16 protein-coding genes are annotated in these 16,053 nt (G+C 53.6%); all 16 read right to left on the reverse strand.

Annotated features, from left to right (window positions below):
- The 16 genes from BLT03_RS23880 to BLT03_RS10720 all read right to left on the reverse strand — a co-directional run bounded on the left by BLT03_RS23880 (window position 1) and on the right by BLT03_RS10720 (window position 15,914).
- On the reverse strand, window positions 1-1,329 hold the full coding sequence (locus tag BLT03_RS23880) for a ribulose bisphosphate carboxylase small subunit (RefSeq protein ID WP_139160369.1): 1,329 nt from the start codon (window positions 1,327-1,329) through the stop codon (window positions 1-3).
- Window positions 1,330-1,338: 9 nt separating this feature from the next.
- Window positions 1,339-2,169 carry a class I SAM-dependent methyltransferase gene (locus tag BLT03_RS10650; protein WP_139160370.1) on the reverse strand — a complete coding sequence of 277 codons (831 nt, stop codon included), beginning with the start codon at window positions 2,167-2,169 and terminating at the stop codon, window positions 1,339-1,341.
- Between the two features lie 50 nt (window positions 2,170-2,219).
- On the reverse strand, window positions 2,220-3,188 hold the full coding sequence (locus tag BLT03_RS10655) for an NAD-dependent epimerase/dehydratase family protein (RefSeq protein WP_092743366.1): 969 nt from the start codon (window positions 3,186-3,188) through the stop codon (window positions 2,220-2,222).
- A gap of 1 nt (window position 3,189) precedes the next feature.
- Window positions 3,190-4,248, reverse strand: a complete 1,059-nt coding sequence (locus BLT03_RS10660; protein ID WP_175537726.1) for an NAD-dependent epimerase/dehydratase family protein — start codon at window positions 4,246-4,248, stop codon at window positions 3,190-3,192.
- A gap of 3 nt (window positions 4,249-4,251) precedes the next feature.
- Complete coding sequence (locus tag BLT03_RS10665; RefSeq protein ID WP_092743368.1) at window positions 4,252-5,184, reverse strand: NAD-dependent epimerase/dehydratase family protein; 933 nt, start codon at window positions 5,182-5,184, stop codon at window positions 4,252-4,254.
- 6 nt (window positions 5,185-5,190) lie between these two features.
- Window positions 5,191-6,306: an acyltransferase family protein gene (locus tag BLT03_RS10670; protein ID WP_092743370.1), complete on the reverse strand. Its 1,116-nt coding sequence runs from the start codon at window positions 6,304-6,306 to the stop codon at window positions 5,191-5,193.
- A 54-nt stretch (window positions 6,307-6,360) separates the two neighbouring features.
- Window positions 6,361-7,302 (reverse strand): NAD-dependent epimerase/dehydratase family protein, encoded by a 942-nt coding sequence (locus BLT03_RS10675; RefSeq protein WP_092743372.1) that lies wholly within the window; start codon window positions 7,300-7,302, stop codon window positions 6,361-6,363.
- 18 nt (window positions 7,303-7,320) lie between these two features.
- Entirely contained in the window at window positions 7,321-8,415 is a 1,095-nt protein-coding gene (gene wecB / locus BLT03_RS10680; RefSeq protein ID WP_092743374.1) for a non-hydrolyzing UDP-N-acetylglucosamine 2-epimerase, read from the reverse strand.
- Window positions 8,412-9,500, reverse strand: coding sequence for a DegT/DnrJ/EryC1/StrS family aminotransferase (locus BLT03_RS10685; protein WP_092743587.1), 1,089 nt, complete (start codon window positions 9,498-9,500; stop codon window positions 8,412-8,414). The genes wecB and BLT03_RS10685 overlap by 4 nt, the downstream gene beginning before the upstream one ends.
- A gap of 25 nt (window positions 9,501-9,525) precedes the next feature.
- A complete protein-coding gene (locus BLT03_RS10690) occupies window positions 9,526-10,110 on the reverse strand; it encodes an acyltransferase (protein ID WP_092743376.1) in 585 nt (194 codons plus the stop codon).
- 21 nt (window positions 10,111-10,131) lie between these two features.
- Window positions 10,132-10,881 (reverse strand): ABC transporter ATP-binding protein, encoded by a 750-nt coding sequence (locus tag BLT03_RS10695; protein WP_092743589.1) that lies wholly within the window; start codon window positions 10,879-10,881, stop codon window positions 10,132-10,134.
- 2 nt (window positions 10,882-10,883) lie between these two features.
- Window positions 10,884-11,699 (reverse strand): ABC transporter permease, encoded by an 816-nt coding sequence (locus tag BLT03_RS10700; RefSeq protein ID WP_175537727.1) that lies wholly within the window; start codon window positions 11,697-11,699, stop codon window positions 10,884-10,886.
- Window positions 11,700-11,703: 4 nt separating this feature from the next.
- On the reverse strand, window positions 11,704-12,654 hold the full coding sequence (locus BLT03_RS10705) for a Gfo/Idh/MocA family oxidoreductase (protein ID WP_092743380.1): 951 nt from the start codon (window positions 12,652-12,654) through the stop codon (window positions 11,704-11,706).
- Between the two features lie 18 nt (window positions 12,655-12,672).
- A complete protein-coding gene (locus BLT03_RS10710; RefSeq protein WP_092743382.1) occupies window positions 12,673-13,968 on the reverse strand; it encodes a nucleotide sugar dehydrogenase in 1,296 nt (431 codons plus the stop codon).
- 93 nt (window positions 13,969-14,061) lie between these two features.
- On the reverse strand, window positions 14,062-15,546 hold the full coding sequence (locus BLT03_RS10715; protein ID WP_092743384.1) for a mannose-1-phosphate guanylyltransferase/mannose-6-phosphate isomerase: 1,485 nt from the start codon (window positions 15,544-15,546) through the stop codon (window positions 14,062-14,064).
- On the reverse strand, window positions 15,543-15,914 hold the full coding sequence (locus BLT03_RS10720) for a DUF2304 domain-containing protein (RefSeq protein ID WP_092743386.1): 372 nt from the start codon (window positions 15,912-15,914) through the stop codon (window positions 15,543-15,545). Before BLT03_RS10720 ends, BLT03_RS10715 begins: the two co-directional genes overlap by 4 nt.
- Window positions 15,915-16,053: the final 139 nt, after the last annotated feature.

Below are 16,053 nucleotides of genomic sequence, written 5' to 3' on the forward strand. Positions count from 1 at the left end.
TTATTTTGCTCTTAAGATTTTCTTTATTACTGGAGTCAGCGGCGTTCTTATCCCAGACGGCAAAGCCATCCAAACCGGAACTAGTCGGTCCAACACAATCCTGGACAAATTTGCATTAAACAGAGGGAAAGTAATAGCGGGCGGAACCACAGTGGAAAGAGCTCTTACAGGCATTGTGGTCAACAGAGAAGGTTGAATAGAAGTGCTTGAAAATACCGAGCCGCGTTGAATCGAAATTTTATTCTGCAAAATCAAATCCGAAATAGCCAAATCTGTTTTTCTCACAAATTCTGAATAGCTGTAATTTCCTTCGCTTATTATTTCCTTATAGGCCCTGTCTGCCATAGAGTCAACCAACTCCGAATCATTAAGCGCCGCAATGATCTCAGGAAGATTAGACCCATCTTTGCGAAGCGAAAGATAATGCACGCCTGGCTTCAATACGTTTGAATATCTGCCTTCGAAAAGCACAAGAACCGTTTTTGCAGCTATCGCCTCGAAAACCCGAGGTGATATTTGATTCATTAAACCTGGTTCTTCATGAGCGGAGACGACTGCGTGGCAAACCTCTTGATCATCATGCTCAGGATTTTCCTCTCGATATTCTTTTATTTTTTGCTGGAGGTCACCATCCCAGTCAAACACATTACTACCACTCTCAGAGCCCAACATTGCACGGCATGATTTCATAAAATCATACCAAGAAGGACCATATATACGAGCCTCCTCGGTCCACTCGATGTCGCATGGAATGCCATTTTTTAGGCAATAAGCTTTTACCATTTTACCAATCTGAACCTTTTCTTCGCCTAACCGGCCATACCTAGGGGGTAAGGGCCTACCTCTATAAGCAATGGTAATGGACCTTTCAGAAGGTCGAATATCACCAAGCAATCCAGAAAGGTCATGTGGAACATACCCGGTCAGAACCGAAATAAATCTAACGCCCGGAAAGTTTTCGGCGGGGTATATTTTTTCAATATTTTCAGCAGGTACGACAGTAAAAACTAAATTTATTTTTAGCCTCTTTATCCATGCCCAAGCTTTATGGGTGTGATCATACTCATCTTGAATATATAAAATTTTCAATCCCTGAAAATTTTCAAACAAGCTGCATGTGGTTTCAGAAACTTGATCGTATGGCAGTCTTACTGAATAATGCAGGGCAATTGCATCAAATCTTCGAGAGTCGACATTTGTGACACTTGAATCATCTTGATGAAGATAAAAGTACCTATTATTGGAGTGATTTCCAAAACTGGCGGCATGTTCATACACAGTATTGGTATACGTTTGACTGGCATTGTATAAAAATAAAACGTTATACACAAACACCGCCTATCGAGTAGCTTTTACGTATAAATCCAAGCCCATCAATTTGGGCCAAATTGTTTTAAGCAACTCCGATCTCTCCCGGCTTTTAAAAGGGGTTGCTTGGTCAATATTTTCGAGACTCATTTCACATTGGCTGAATTTTTTGCAGAACTTGCGCAGTGATTTTTTTGAAATCCAATCAGTGTGAGGCGCAGCTTCAGATTTCGAGTTAATATCGTAGGCAGACCTTTGTTTGGCATCCGCTTTTTCAACCACACTACGACCACCGAAAATCTCAATTAATAGATACTTGAGGGTGGCAGATGTATTTTGTATCCAGCGTCTGTATGAGTATGCGTAATAGACCATAAATATCAAACTCCCCCCTGGTTTGAGCAATTTATAGCACTCGTCTATAGCAAGTTGAAGATCCCCTGTGTGATGAAGGCAACCGATAGCGACAATTGCATCAAACGACTGATCAGAGAACGGAGGCTGCAATATGCTCCCTTGCACAGCATTGCCTTCTAGTTTTATTTGTTTAATTCTATGCCGCACCATCTTCACAGGGCCAAGCGCGATATCTAAGCCAGAATAAACAGCACCATGCTCTACCAGACGCTGCGCAACAGTTCCATAACCCAAACCTATCTCTAAAACATTCATGCCATTCAGTTTTGAGAATGGGATGTGTTTTTCTAGATAAGGGTAAAAATCGAGATACCATTGGTCAAATTTAAGCAGGGATGCTTCACTCGCATCCTTAACACCTAAAAACTGTGCCAATTGAGAACCGCAAGGCTCATCCCAGAAATCTTCGTTTTTCCGGGAAATTTCTTCATCGATTTTTTTCAAGGAACGCCTTATTAAAGATAGAACAAACGTTCCAGGATTGAAGTACTACGTCAGTTTTTAAAATTACAGAGATTCAGGAGTCCCTGTTTAAGCTCTATAGTCGATTCGAATTGCAAATCGCGCTTGGCTAACATGGTCGAACCAATTCTATTTTTGACAAAGGGTCGATCTACTGTTTTAAAAATTGCAGCAGGAGCCCTAGGAAAAATCGATTGGAGGACGTTTACCAGTTCTTTTATCGACGTCTTGATTCCCGTACCAACGTTGTAGCAGCGCATTTCAGCGCTGGACTGCATCGCTAAAATATTGGCGCGGGCACAATCGCGTACGTCCACGAAGTCATAGGCCTGAGATCCGTCACCATGAACAATCGGAGCTTGGCCATCTTTTAATGCATTAATCATCCGTGTGACCACACCGATATAGGCACCCTTATCATCTTGGCGCGGCCCATATACGTTCATATACCTGAGGCCAACATAACTCAAGTTTTTATCGCGGCTGGCAGGACGGCGATATAAAGCCTTCAGAAGATACTCACCACACACTTTAGTTGCGCCGTAGAATTCTTCGCAATTAAAGGGATGACTTTCATCCATCGGTTCAAAAACTGCATCCCCATATACCGACGCCGAAGAAGAATAAACCAGCCGGCGAATTCCATTCGAAATGCAGGCTTCGGCAACATTCATCGTGCCACCGACATTGACTTCAAACGCAGAACGTGGATATTCATTACAGTGCAACAGCCATAATGCCGCCAAATGAAATACCCCATCAATACCACGCATTGCAGCATTTAAAGTATCCCGGTGCAAAATATCCCCTCCACTGGGGAATAATTCACAACGAGGATCCTTCAAAGCTTCACCAAGATTCGAAAGGCGCCCCCTGGACAGATTGTCATAAATTCTGACGTGCGCAGCCCCGGCGCTAAGCAGCTGCTCTACCAGGTGAGAACCTATAAAGCCCGCGCCACCAATCACCAGGAAAGAGTGGCCTTGTATTGGCAATGACATGTCAGTGTTGGCTCAACATCTTTTGGTGCTTCTCCATGCACCGCTCGATCATTTGGGCATTGTTTTGTGTCCACTCAACCGTGCGGCGAAGACCTTCTCGTATGTCCACTTGGGCTTCGAAACCCAATTGTTCGCGGGCTTTGTCCGTTGAGGCAAAACGTTTACCGGATCGATCCCAATCTCTGGCAGGTCGCAGATCAAGAGGTGTTTTGTTGCCTGTGAATTCATTGATCCAAGTAGCTAGTTCGAGAATCGTGGTTTCACGACCGGTAGCCAGGTTGTAAATTTCACCCTTCTGTCCGTTCAGCGCGCATGCCATCAATCCGCGCGCCATGTCTTCCACGAAGATAAAGTCACGACTAGCGTTGCCGCCATTGTCCAAAGGCAGTGCCTCTTGCTGCAACGACCGCCAAACAAACGTGGGGGTTACGTTGCGCCATACGGTATGGGTAGTGCCGCGCCATTGACCAGCGCCCAAGATTTCTCTTGGCCCATACACATTTGAAAATCGAGCTTTCACGAACGGCAAATCTGCTCGTTGGAAAAAATAGTTTCCATACAACTCGCCAATGATCTTGGAGATCGAATAGGGGCTGTCATGGTAGAGCGTGACAGGTTGATCTTCCGTCGTGGCAGAAGCGACGTCATAAGTCTTTTCTGCGACCGCACAAGCCGCGGCTGCGTAAACCACTTTTTTCAGCGCTTTGATGGCAGACAATCGCTGAAACAGCTTCAAACTGGTCAGCGTATTGTTTTCGTGGTCTGCCAACGGATTGGCGATGGAAGATTGGTTACCGTGATAGCAAGCCAAGTGGAATGCGTAATCAAGGTCCTCGGGCAACGATGACAGGATCTGATCGTCGGTAATCGACCCAAACACAAAGCGCACGCGAGGGTCGGCTGGGATATTGCTTGCCTCTGATGAAAGCAGGTTGTCCACGACAATGATTTCTCGTGGATCTTGTTGCAGGATTGCGTGGGTCAGATTACTGCCCACGAAGCCTGCGCCCCCAACGATAAGCACGCGTTGTCCAGAAAACGTAGCGGAATTCACATTCATGATTTAAGCAGCGGTAGGCGGTTTGAGGTGGCTGAAGACGTCGTTAACGCCATGCTGGTCATACCACTGCAGTTGCCGCTGAATGGTTTGCTCAAAGTCGAGCTGGCACTTCCAACCAAAGTCCGCCTCTGTTTTGCTCGCGTCAAGGCAAACCACAGGAACATCGTCTGCCAACGGTGGCACCACAGGCACTTCTGTCGGATCAAGTCCCAAATAACGCTCTACCGCGCGAAAGATCTCCAAGATCGTGTGCTCCTCGCCGCTCGACACGTTGTAGACGCCGACCGGGGCATCTTGCTGAATGGCCAGATCCATGAATCGCAGGAAATCCTGCATGTCCAGAAAATCCCTGGCGGTATCTGAGCAAAAACACTTCTGCCCAGCCTTGAGCCTTTTGTAAAAGGTAGGGATGGGACCAATCGCGAGGCGAGGGCCAGTCACATTCGCAATGCGAAGAGACAGCGAAGGCACCTTGCTCATCAGCATGAACTGCTCGCCGGCCGTTTTGCTGATGCCATAGCTGGTGAAAGGCGCGCAACGCTCCTGCGTCGAGATGGGCAATGAGGTAGGGCGGCCGTAACAGAGCGCAGTCTGAAAATTCACGAGCCGTTTGACTTGATGACGTTCACTGGCGCGGGCCACGGCAATGCTGCCAGTGACGTTGGTGTTCGCGTCCTCTCGCCAGTCCTCAGGATCTTTGTACGCAGCAGCGGCGTGAATGACGATCTCTGGTGCAAACGCGTCGAATGTCTTGTCCACCCAAGCCGTATCAGCGATATGGCCTTCATGTACCTGAAGACCTTCGACCGTTGGCACAACTTCCCGCTTGCCCGTGGCGAAGTTGTCCAGCACGGCGATTTGGTGCCCCTTTGGCAACCAATGTTCAATAAGGTTGGAGCCTAAACAGCCGGCTCCTCCTGTGATCAGAATCCGCATACTATTTCATACCTCATTTTTGGAATTTATAACTAAGTGTTGCTCAGTTATTTTTCTTCCGAATTTATCAAAAGGTCGCTCAAACATAAAATAACAACCTATCCCGCAAACAACTGTCACGATTAGCGTTTGCCACCATCCAAAACCCCATAATAAAAACATTACACAGAGTGGTGCATGAATTGCATATAAGCTGTATCCAGTTCTTCCAAGCATCGATAGCGGATTTACAGGAATCGGGGCTTCATCCAGACGAATTACCAGTCCAGCAATTACCATTGCAAAAACAAGTTTACGAAGCTCTGCAGCGATGGCACTATCAGCAAGATTTGCAATAAACGACAAAACCAGCCATGTACAAAAAATTCCAATCGAATGTTTTTTTATCAGTTTTCTGTAGCTTGGAACAATTGCCGCCGCACCAGCCCACCAATACGGAAGAAAAGCCAATGCAGAACTATTTTGCCACCAGTTGTATAAAATAGGATATTTTGTATTATTTGCAGAAAAAATAATTCCTGCAATAATGGAAATTATTAATATACCCACTAGCCAGTACCGTGGTCCTTTCCAAAAGATCAAAGCATAAAAAATATAGAGAACCAATTCAACCATCACTGTCAATGAAGGAGCATTGCCTAGAAAGTCGCAAGGATGAGCTACAGGGAGCAACGCTGGAATCAGAAGCAATTTTGCGGCTAAGCATTCGCCTTTGATCTCAGAAGTCCCAGTCAAAATGGATGCTAACCGTACATCAATATTTACCGACACCCCAAATAAATACATTCCAAGAACTGTTGCAAGAAAAAAAACAGGAACAATTCTGAAAAATCTTCGAATTAAAAATTGTTTTATCCCCACACTTGGCCGCAATCCATTGCGATGAATACAATAGCCACTAAGCACAATAAATGCCAATACGAATGGGTTCAGCTCACCGTGCTTCTGAAAAATGAATATTAAAGCCCTTCCAACAACCAAGAGATTCGAGGGAACATCTTGATGAACCAAATCCGACCAAAAAATAAGATGAGCGAAAAGCAGAACTGCAAGCGCACATACACCGCGCATCAAATCAATTCCCTCTGATCGCCCATTAATTCTTGGTGGATTTAGAATCATTACTTGATCTTTTCGGAAACTAAAGAAATACTAAGCCTACCGCCATGAAAACGTTCATTTCTGACCACTTTCCAGTCTCAAATGCGTGTATTCGCCTAGCGTACCGTGCTGTTTGTAATAAGCGATAGCTGTATCTACCGTGTGCTGGAGCGGTGTGAAAGTCAGTTGACCAAAATCTTCGAACGTTCTGGAAGGGTCCAGCAGGATTGAGGCGACGTCGTCCGGGCCCAATTCTTTGACTTCGGCTTCTGGCTTGTCGGTGAAGCCCATTGCGGTGACCACAGCGTTGTACAACTCTTCAATTGCGATATCCGTGCCGGATGAAAAATGGTATGTCCCATGTCCGGTGCCATCGCATGCCTTGAGGACGACCCGAGCCAGATCTTCGACAAAGACGAAGTCGCGCCGTGCCTTGGTGACGAAGCAACGTTTCCCATCCTTGAGTCGCTGATAAAAAATGGGCAGCGGACCAGCCACGTTGCGGGGGCCAACCACGTTCGCCAAGCGGAACGTTACGAAGTCCAGCCCGGACAATTCAAGGTACAGCTCGTTGGCCGTTTTGCTGATGGCATAACTGCTACCACCCGGCAAGCGCGGATGGTCTAGGCGGATGGGATGCTGTTGCGGGCGCAGGCCGTAGCAAAGAGCGGTTTGAAAATATACAAACCGCTTCACTCCGTTGCGCTTCGCTGCGTCGATGACGTTCGAACCTCCCACGCAGTTCGTCAGCGTGTCGTTGTACCAGTCATCGGGGTCCTTGTATGAGGCTGCGGTGTGAACCACCGCGTCCGGGCGAAACTCACCCAGCAGTTGGTCCACCAGTGGCTTGTCTGCGATAGAGCCGATCACGACCTTCAGTTGGGGATGCTCATCCAAATGTTCACGCCTGCCAGTGGCAAGGTTATCGATCGTGAGCACTTCGTCGCCGCGAGCAAGCAGCATTTCAACGACGTGGGAGCCAATTTGGCCGAGGCCACCAGTGACAAAAACTTTCATGTGATTTTCCAGTGAGAGTTATGAAGCAAGGAATTGCAGCAGGCGCGCGGATGCATCGCCATTTCCGTAGGGATTGTCGTTACCGGCCGCAGGCGGGGGCGAAGCGACGACGTCCCGATAAGCCAAGAGAATGCGATCTTTCGTCGCCCCTGTCAGGCGGTTCCAACCCGGCGTGACAGTTTCAACCCACTCCGTCTCTTCGCGGAGGGTGATGCAGGGAACCCTGTAGAAATAGGCTTCTTTTTGAACACCGCCAGAGTCCGTCATGATGACTGCTGCAGCTTGCTCCAGCGCCACCATATCGAGATATGAGAGCGGTTCAACCACATGCAACTTGGACAGGTTGGCTTGCAAGCCCGTTGCCTCGATAAGGCGTCTTGTGCGCGGATGCAAAGGGAGGACAACGGGCATGTCCTGCGCGACTTCTACCAACGCTTCGACGATCTGCGTAAGACGTGAGGGGTCGTCTGTGTTTTCGGCACGATGGCATGTTGCAAGCACATAGCCGCGCTGAGACAGTTGCAGCTGTTCAAGGATGGAACTCCGCTGCAGGGCAAGGCTGCCATAAAACAGCGACGCGTCGTACATGACGTCCCCCACCAAGTGAACCCCGCGGGTAAGACCTTCGTTGGCAAGATGCCCAACGGCGGTAGACGTGGGACACAGCAGCAGTGTCGAAACACGGTCCGTCAAAATCCGGTTGATTTCTTCCGGCATGCGCATGTTGAATGATCGCAAGCCTGCTTCCACATGCGCCACGGGGATGTTCAACTTGGCAGCCGCCAACGCGCCGGCCAGTGTCGAATTGGTATCACCGTAGACCAGCACCCAATCTGGCCGCTCTTTCAGTAGCACCGCCTCGATCGCCTCCAGCATCCGGCCGGTCATCGCACCATGGTTGCCTCCGGATATCGCCAAGTGCACGTGGGGTGCAGGGATCTCCAACTCGTCGAAAAACACCTTCGACATGTTGTCGTCAAAGTGCTGGCCCGTATGGACGATGAGTTCTTCCAATTGATCGGCAAACCCAGACTGGATGGTCCGCGACACTGCGGCTGCTTTGATGAACTGGGGTCGGGCACCCACGATCGTGAGAATCTTGCGTCTGGTCATTCCATGGCTTTCGTCAATGCACTGACTACCCGATCCTGGTCGGAAACGGTCAGGAAGGGTCCCATGGGCAGACTCAGCACCTCTTGAGCCAAACGATCACCCACGGGTAACTGCACATCCGGGTCTGCCACGGCAGGCTGCTTATTCAAAGGAAGTGGGTAATGAATGGCGGTAGGCACACCTGCCTCGCTCAGCACGGCTTGGACGCGATCACGCTCTTGCGCACGAACGGTGTATTGAGCCCAGGCACTCTGCTGATTGGCTGCGATGAGCGGGATGGTAGAAATACCCGCTGACTTCAGCAATTGGTGATAACGATCCGCCACTTGCTGACGCAACTTTATTTCTTCGTCAAAGCTATCCAGCTTGGCCAGAAGCACAGCGGCTTGCAAGGTGTCCAGACGGCTGTTCACCCCAACCCGTATGTGGTGATATCGCCGATCTTGCCCATGGCGGGCAATCTGGCGCATCACTCGCGCAAGCGCTTCATCATTGGTAAAAATGGCGCCACCATCGCCGTAGCAGCCGAGCGGTTTGCTTGGGAAAAAGCTTGCACACGCCACCGTTGTGAGATTGCAGCTTTTTCGGCCATGGTAGGTCGCGCCAAAGCTTTGGGCTGCATCTTCGATGACGGGGATGCCATGGCGAGCAGCAACCGCATTGATCGCGTCGAAATCCGCGCATTGACCATACAGGCTGACTGGAATGATGGCCTTGGTCTTCGGCGTGATCACTGCTTCAAGCTTGGACGCATCGAGGTTGTAGGTGTCAGCCCGGACATCCACATAGACGGGCCGTGCACCGAGCAAGGCAACGGTTTCCGCCGTGGCAATGTATGTAAAACCAGGCGTGATGACTTCATCCCCTGTACCAATGCCCAGGGCCATCTGAGCGATCTGTAGCGCGTCCGTGCCATTGGCCACTGTGATGCAATATTTCGCGCCGGTGTACGCAGCCAACCGCTCTTCCAGTTCATTGACTTCAGGGCCCAGGATGTACTGACCGTGCTCCAGCACCTTCTGAATGCGGGCGTCGATATCAGGCCGGAGCTTTTGATACTGGGTCTTGAGATCTGTGAATTCCATGTGTGGACTTATTGTGTTTAAGGGCTCAAGCACGCTGAAGCCGGCCATCTCGCAAGGAGTAGCGCAAACCGGTGTCGGGACAGGTCGCATCACCGTCGCCTTCCAGGGGCAAATCCAGTCGCTCGCCGTGCTCGCTCATCCAGCCAATTTGGCGAGCGGGAACGCCTGCCATCAAGGCATATGGTTTGACGTCGCGATTGACCACCGCACCTGCTGCAATGAAAGCATGTGCGCCTACGGTGCTTCCGCACACGATGGTGGCATTGGCACCCAGGGTGGCGCCACGCTGAACAAGAGTTGGACGGTACTCATGCTTGCGCTTCACGCTGCTCCTTGGGTTGTAGACGTTTGTGAACACGACGCTCGGGCCACAAAAAACGTCGTCTTCCAAAGTGACAGCGTCGTAGACGCTGACATTGTTTTGAACCTTGACGTTATTGCCGATGACCACATCGTTGCCCACATAAACGTTCTGCCCGAATGAGCATCCTTCTCCAATGCGCGCGCCCGCACAAATATGTGCCCAGTGCCACACGCGAGTTCCGGCCCCGATCTGCGCGCCCTGGTCGATGATGGCTGTTGGGTGCGTTGTATATATAGGCTCGCTCATGCCAATGCTCCTGATGTTCGGCTAGCTGGCGTGATATGCCGCAAGGCAGTCATCGATGTTGCCGTGCATGCGAATTTGCCCCTCATTCAGCCAGATGCCCTGATTGCAGAACGTCTTGAGAATGGGGTCGCTGTGAGAGGCCAGCACCAAAATCTTGACGCGGCTCATCATGTTCTCCAGTCGAATACGGGCTTTATCAATGAATTGCGCGTCCCCTACCCCGATCATTTCATCCATTAAAAGAATGTCGGGTGCCACGGCAGTGGACACAGCGAAGGCGAGCCGCAGCATCATTCCCGAAGAGTAGGTGCGAACTGGCAGATGCAAGTAATCGCCGAGTTCCGTGAACTCCTCGATGTCCAGCACCAGTGCTTTCGCATCCTTGCTGTTGATGCCCATGACGACGCATCGTGTCGCAATGAATTCATATCCACTTGCTTCGGGATCCATTCCCAGCATCAGGTCGATCAGTGAAGAGATGTGTCCGGATGAGCGCATGACGCCAGAGGTCGGCTCATAGACACTGGACAGCACACGCAACATGGTCGACTTGCCCGCACCATTGCGCCCGATCAGCCCAACACGGTCCCCATCCTTGAAGGACAAAGTTACGTTGCGCAGCGCCCTGACTGCAATCGCGCCACCGCCGATATCTTCAATTCGGCCTCGGTGTCCTTGTGCCTTGCCCAGCAAAGTATTGAGGAGTCCGCGCGAGCGTGAAGAAAACAGTGGGAAATCGACGCTCACCTGGTCGAGTTCGATACTTGCCATGTTCAGAGCCAATACACGAGCCTGCGGCGGCTCTTGAGAAAAATGGTGAAAAATGCCGCCACCAGCGCAATGAAGGTCAGCCCGGCCATCAGATAGCTGTGGGGATCGACTGCTTGCCCCAAGACGGGAGCCCGGATCAAATCCAAAAAGGCCGCGAGCGGATTGACGTGCACGATCAGCTTGGCTCGCTCGCTGAGTTGCGAGGCCTGCCACATCACCGGGGTGAGAAACATGGCGATCTGCATAAAGCTGGTGACGATCATTGGGATGTCCCTAAATCGAGCACATAGCGCCCCCAGAACGCACGCCACCAGTACCGCGCAGAGCACGGTAAAGGCAAGTCCCAGCACAAAAGGCAGTACTTGAACTTTTCCCAAGCCGCCGAACACCAGCAACACGATGATGGCGATGGGAATGTTGTGTCCCAGCATGAGCAAGTTGCGCCATATCACCCGTAATCCAAAGGCAGACTTGGGATAAGGCGTTTGCTTCAGGAAAGCACCGGCTGAAGTGAATGTGTGACAGCTATCGGAAATAGACTGGGAGATAAACAAGAACAGGACATGGCTGACGCAGAAAAACGGCAGGTAAGTCTGCACATCGATCTTGAAAACCTGCGACCCGATCAGACCGAAAGCACCGATGAAAATCGCTGTGTTGATCGATATCCACACTGGTCCAAGAAAGGACCTGCGGTACTGCTTGAGAATATCTTCAAGCCCCAAGTGCAACCAGAAACGCCATAGCTTCAACGCGCCCTGCACGTCGGACAATAGCAACTGGAGTTGAGAAAGCGGCTTCAGACCGGAAGCTTCCATGCTCTCAATACCCCTTCCGGCGCACAAAGGGATGCACACGCTCATCCGTATCGCTCGCAATAGAAGCGCTGCGGATCACATCCACCGTTTCGATGCAATGCCGCGCATCCGCCAAGCCATACCCTCGGCCCGCCAGGATCTCACGATAGCTGGTCGTGTGCAGATCGGTGAAGCCTTCGGAGAACTCGAGTTGCTCGCCGCTGACGTCGATATTGCGGTACGTAGGCTTCTTGCCTTTGACTTCGTCCGGAAGGTCGTTGGCGTCAATCGACAGAAACCACCGCACCCGAGCCCGCTCATATTCCAGGTAGCCGGCCGCCTTGGTTTCTTCGCTCAAGTGAATGCGATTGTCCTGAAGCTTGCCGAAGATGAAGTGCAGCATGTCGAAGAAGTGCACTCCGATGTTGGTAGCCACGCCAAATGACTTGCGTGGGTCGCCCTTCCAGCTTTCCAGATACCACTTTCCCCGCGAGGTGATGTAGGTCAGCTCGACGTCGAACTTGGTGTCTTTCGGGGCGGCAGCTACCTTTTCCCGCAGCTTCAGGATCGCGTCGTGGTGGCGCAGTTGCAGGATGTTGAAAACGCGCTTTCCCGTTTCCTGCTCGACCCGCGCCAACTCATCCATCAACTGGGGCGTGGGGACCAGGGGCTTTTCGCAAATGACGTCGCAGCCCAGGCGCAGGCCTGCGGCGATGTGGGCATGGTGCAGGTAGTTGGGCGAGCAGATGGACACGTAATCCAGCGCGGTCGCCACATTGCGTTTGAGTTGGTGGGCATGCTCCGCGAAACGCTCGAATTCGGTGAAGAAATCGCTTTGCGGAGAAATGCTGTCGATGATGCCGACCGAGTCGTTGATGTCATACGCCACCGCCAAGTGGTTGCCGGTGTCTTGTATGGCGCGCATGTGGCGCGGCGCGATATATCCGGCGGCGCCGATGAGGGCGAAATTTTTCATGTCGGGTCCGAGGAAGAATTACAGGCGAAAAACGGTAAAGCCAGCCGCTGCGGCTTGCTGGCGGTCGTAAAGGCTTTTCACGTCGGCCAGCACTGGCCGCGTGCCACGGCAGTACGCACGCAGTTCCGCGGGCGTGGCCTGACGGTATTCGTTATGGCCCACGGCGACCACCAAGGCGTCCACAGGATGGTCAGCATCGACGCGCCCCAAAGGCAGGCTGTACTCGTGGTCCACCTCTTCGGCGCTGGCCCAAGGGTCGGCGATGACCACGTCTGCGCCCCAGGCGAGGAACTCCCGCACCATGTCGACCACTTTGCTGTTGCGAATGTCGGGGCAGTTTTCCTTGAAGGTAATGCCCAGGATGCCGATGCGGCAGCGCGGCACGTCCATGCCATTCTTGAGCATGAGGCGGATGGTGTTGCGGGCCACATACCGCGCCATGTTGTCGTTGATGCGGCGCCCGGCCAGGATGACCTGCGGGTGGTAGCCCACTTCCTCGGCCTTGTGGGTCAGGTAATAGGGGTCCACACCGATGCAGTGGCCGCCCACCAGTCCCGGCCGGAAGGGCAGGAAGTTCCACTTGCTGCCCGCGGCCTCCAACACGTCGAGCGTGTCGATGCCCAGCCGTTCGAAAATGACCGACAACTCGTTCACCAGGGCGATGTTCAAGTCGCGTTGCGTGTTCTCGATGACCTTGGCGGCCTCGGCCACCTTCAGGCTGCTGGCCTTGTGGGTTCCGGCGGTGATGATGCTGCCGTACAGGGCATCCACGGCATCGGCCACCTCGGGGGTGCTGCCGCTGGTGATCTTCTTGATCTTGGTCAGCGTGTTGACCCGGTCGCCGGGGTTGATGCGCTCTGGGCTGTAGCCGCAAAAGAAGCCCACGTTGAATGTCTTGCCGCTGAACCGTTCGAGTACCGGCACGCACACCTCTTCGGTGGCACCGGGGTACACGGTGGATTCATAAATGACCACGGCGCCTTCCGGCATGACTTTGCCGACGGTTTCGCTGGCCTTGACCAGTGGCGACATGTCCGGGCGATTGGCCTTGTCCACGGGCGTGGGCACCGTGACGATGAAGACTTTGCAATGGCGCAGGTCTTCAGGGTTGGCGCTGTACTGCAAATGGCGAGCCACCTGCAGATCCTCCGGGCTCACCTCCAGGGTGCTGTCCTTGCCGGACTGCAGCTCGGCGATGCGCGCCGCATTGATGTCGAAGCCGATGACCTGGCGCTGCTTGCCGAACTCCACTGCCAGGGGCAATCCCACGTAGCCGAGACCGATCACGGCAATGCTTGCTTGTTCTAGATTCATGTTTTTATATCGGGAGAAATAGAGCCTGGTCAGGCGCGGATGACAACTGGGCTATTCCGGTCGGGCCATGGTGAGCAGACTGAAGACGGTTCATCACGAAAGGCCTTCCGCATTGGTAGACCGACCATAGATGTCATCGAACCGGACGATATCGTCCTCGCCCAAGTAGTCCCCGGATTGGACTTCGATGATCTCAAGGGGTGTCTTTCCGGGATTGGCCAAACGGTGGCGTCGGCCCACGGGAATGAACGTGGATTCGTTTTGCGCCAGCAGATAGGTGTCGTCGCCATTGGTGATTTCCGCCGTGCCCCGCACCACCACCCAATGTTCAGCACGGTGGTAGTGCATTTGCATGCTCAGGCGGGCACCGGGGTTCACCACGATCCGTTTGACCTGAAAGCGTTCGCCGCTGTCGATGGCGTCGTACCAGCCCCATGGCCGATGCACTTTGCGGTGGTGGTGGGCCAGGGCATGCCCTTCCTGTTTCAGCCGGGCCACGATGTGTTTGACGTCCTGCGTCCGGCGCTTGTCGGCCACCAGCACCGCATCGGGTGTTTCGACGACGACGATGTGGTCCAGGCCCACGCCCGCCACGAGCCGGTGCGTGGACATCAACAGCGTGTTTTCGCTGTTTTCCAGCAGCGCGTCGCCGACCGTGGCGTTGCCATCGCCGTCCCGCTCGAGCACCTTCCACAATGCATCCCAGGCGCCCAGGTCCGACCAGCCGGCCTGCAGCGCGACCGCGAAGGTGGGAATGCCTACTTCGGGCATCAGGGGCAACCGTTCCATGACGGCGTAATCGATGGAGTCAGACGGGCAAGCTTCGAAGGCGGATACGTCGGGCCGGATGAAGTCGAGGTCTCGCTGGGCGCCCTGCATGGCGGATTCGCAAGCCGAAAGAATGTCGGGGCGGCAGGCGCGGATGGCGGCAATCCACTGGCTGGCGCGCACCATGAAAAGGCCGCTGTTCCAGAAATAGTCGCCAGCGTCCAGGTAGCGCTGCGCAGTCGGAGCGTCGGGTTTTTCGGCGAAGCTGGCGATCCGGTGGATGCCGGGGCCCTCCACGCCCGCCGGGTGGCACTGCATGTACCCATAGCCCGTTTCCGGCCGGTCCGGCACGACGGCGAACGTCACCAGCCCGCCAGCTTCGGCGATGGAGAAAGCCCGCCGGACTGCGGCATGAAACGCCAGCAGATCCTGCACGACGTGGTCGGCCGGCATGGCCAGCATGACGGGATCGTGCCCCTCGGCCCCTGCCTGCAGGGCAGCCAGGGTCAGCGCGGGCGCTGTGTTGCGGCCGACCGGCTCCAGCAGCACACGTGCTTTGCGGATGCCGACGGCCAGCAGCTGGCTGGCGGCCACGAAACGGTGTTCGGTATTGCAGACGAGGATGGGGTCGGCGGCAATGCCGATTTCAGGGGCCCAGCCCTGCAGTCTCAGCGCAGTGTCCTGCAACAAGGTGCGAGAGCCGGCCAAGGTCAGAAATTGCTTGGGATAGGCCTCTCGCGACAGAGGCCACAGGCGCGTGCCCGACCCGCCGCACAGAATCACCGGCAGTAACGGCTGCGCCACGGTCATGGCTGAGGCCCGTCGCCCATCACGCGCGCGCGCAGGCTTTCGTTGTCTGCCTGCAGCAGGGCCAGCCGCTGGTTCAGCCGGCGAACGTCTCTCTCGATGCGGGTGTTCACCATGTCGGTGTGCAGCGACTTCACCAAAAGCACCATGCTGGCCAAAAGCAAGAGCAACGCAGGGGGATAGCTGATGCCCAGCAGCTTGGCAAGGCGATCGATCAGCCCGGGCCAGGCGCCCAGCATGGCGGCGGCGCCCGCCACCACGACCCAGAACAGGCCGTGCATCAAATACAGGTGGTCCCTGCGAATCAGGTAGAGGATGAGCACCGCGAGGCCGATGCCCATCAGCGCGGTGGTTGCTTGCAAAGACGCCATCAGACTCCCGAATCTATTGATCTGCCCGCCGTCGGGCGTTTTGATTGAGAGCACCGCCGAGAACGGCGCCTTGCCTGCTCGGCACTGCAGGCGCAAATCAGGCGCCGGATCACCTCCGGCCTCACGGAGGTCGGTATTG

Origin of the sequence: Paracidovorax valerianellae, from assembly GCF_900102625.1 — a bacterium.
GTDB classification, from domain to species: domain Bacteria; phylum Pseudomonadota; class Gammaproteobacteria; order Burkholderiales; family Burkholderiaceae_C; genus Paracidovorax; species Paracidovorax valerianellae.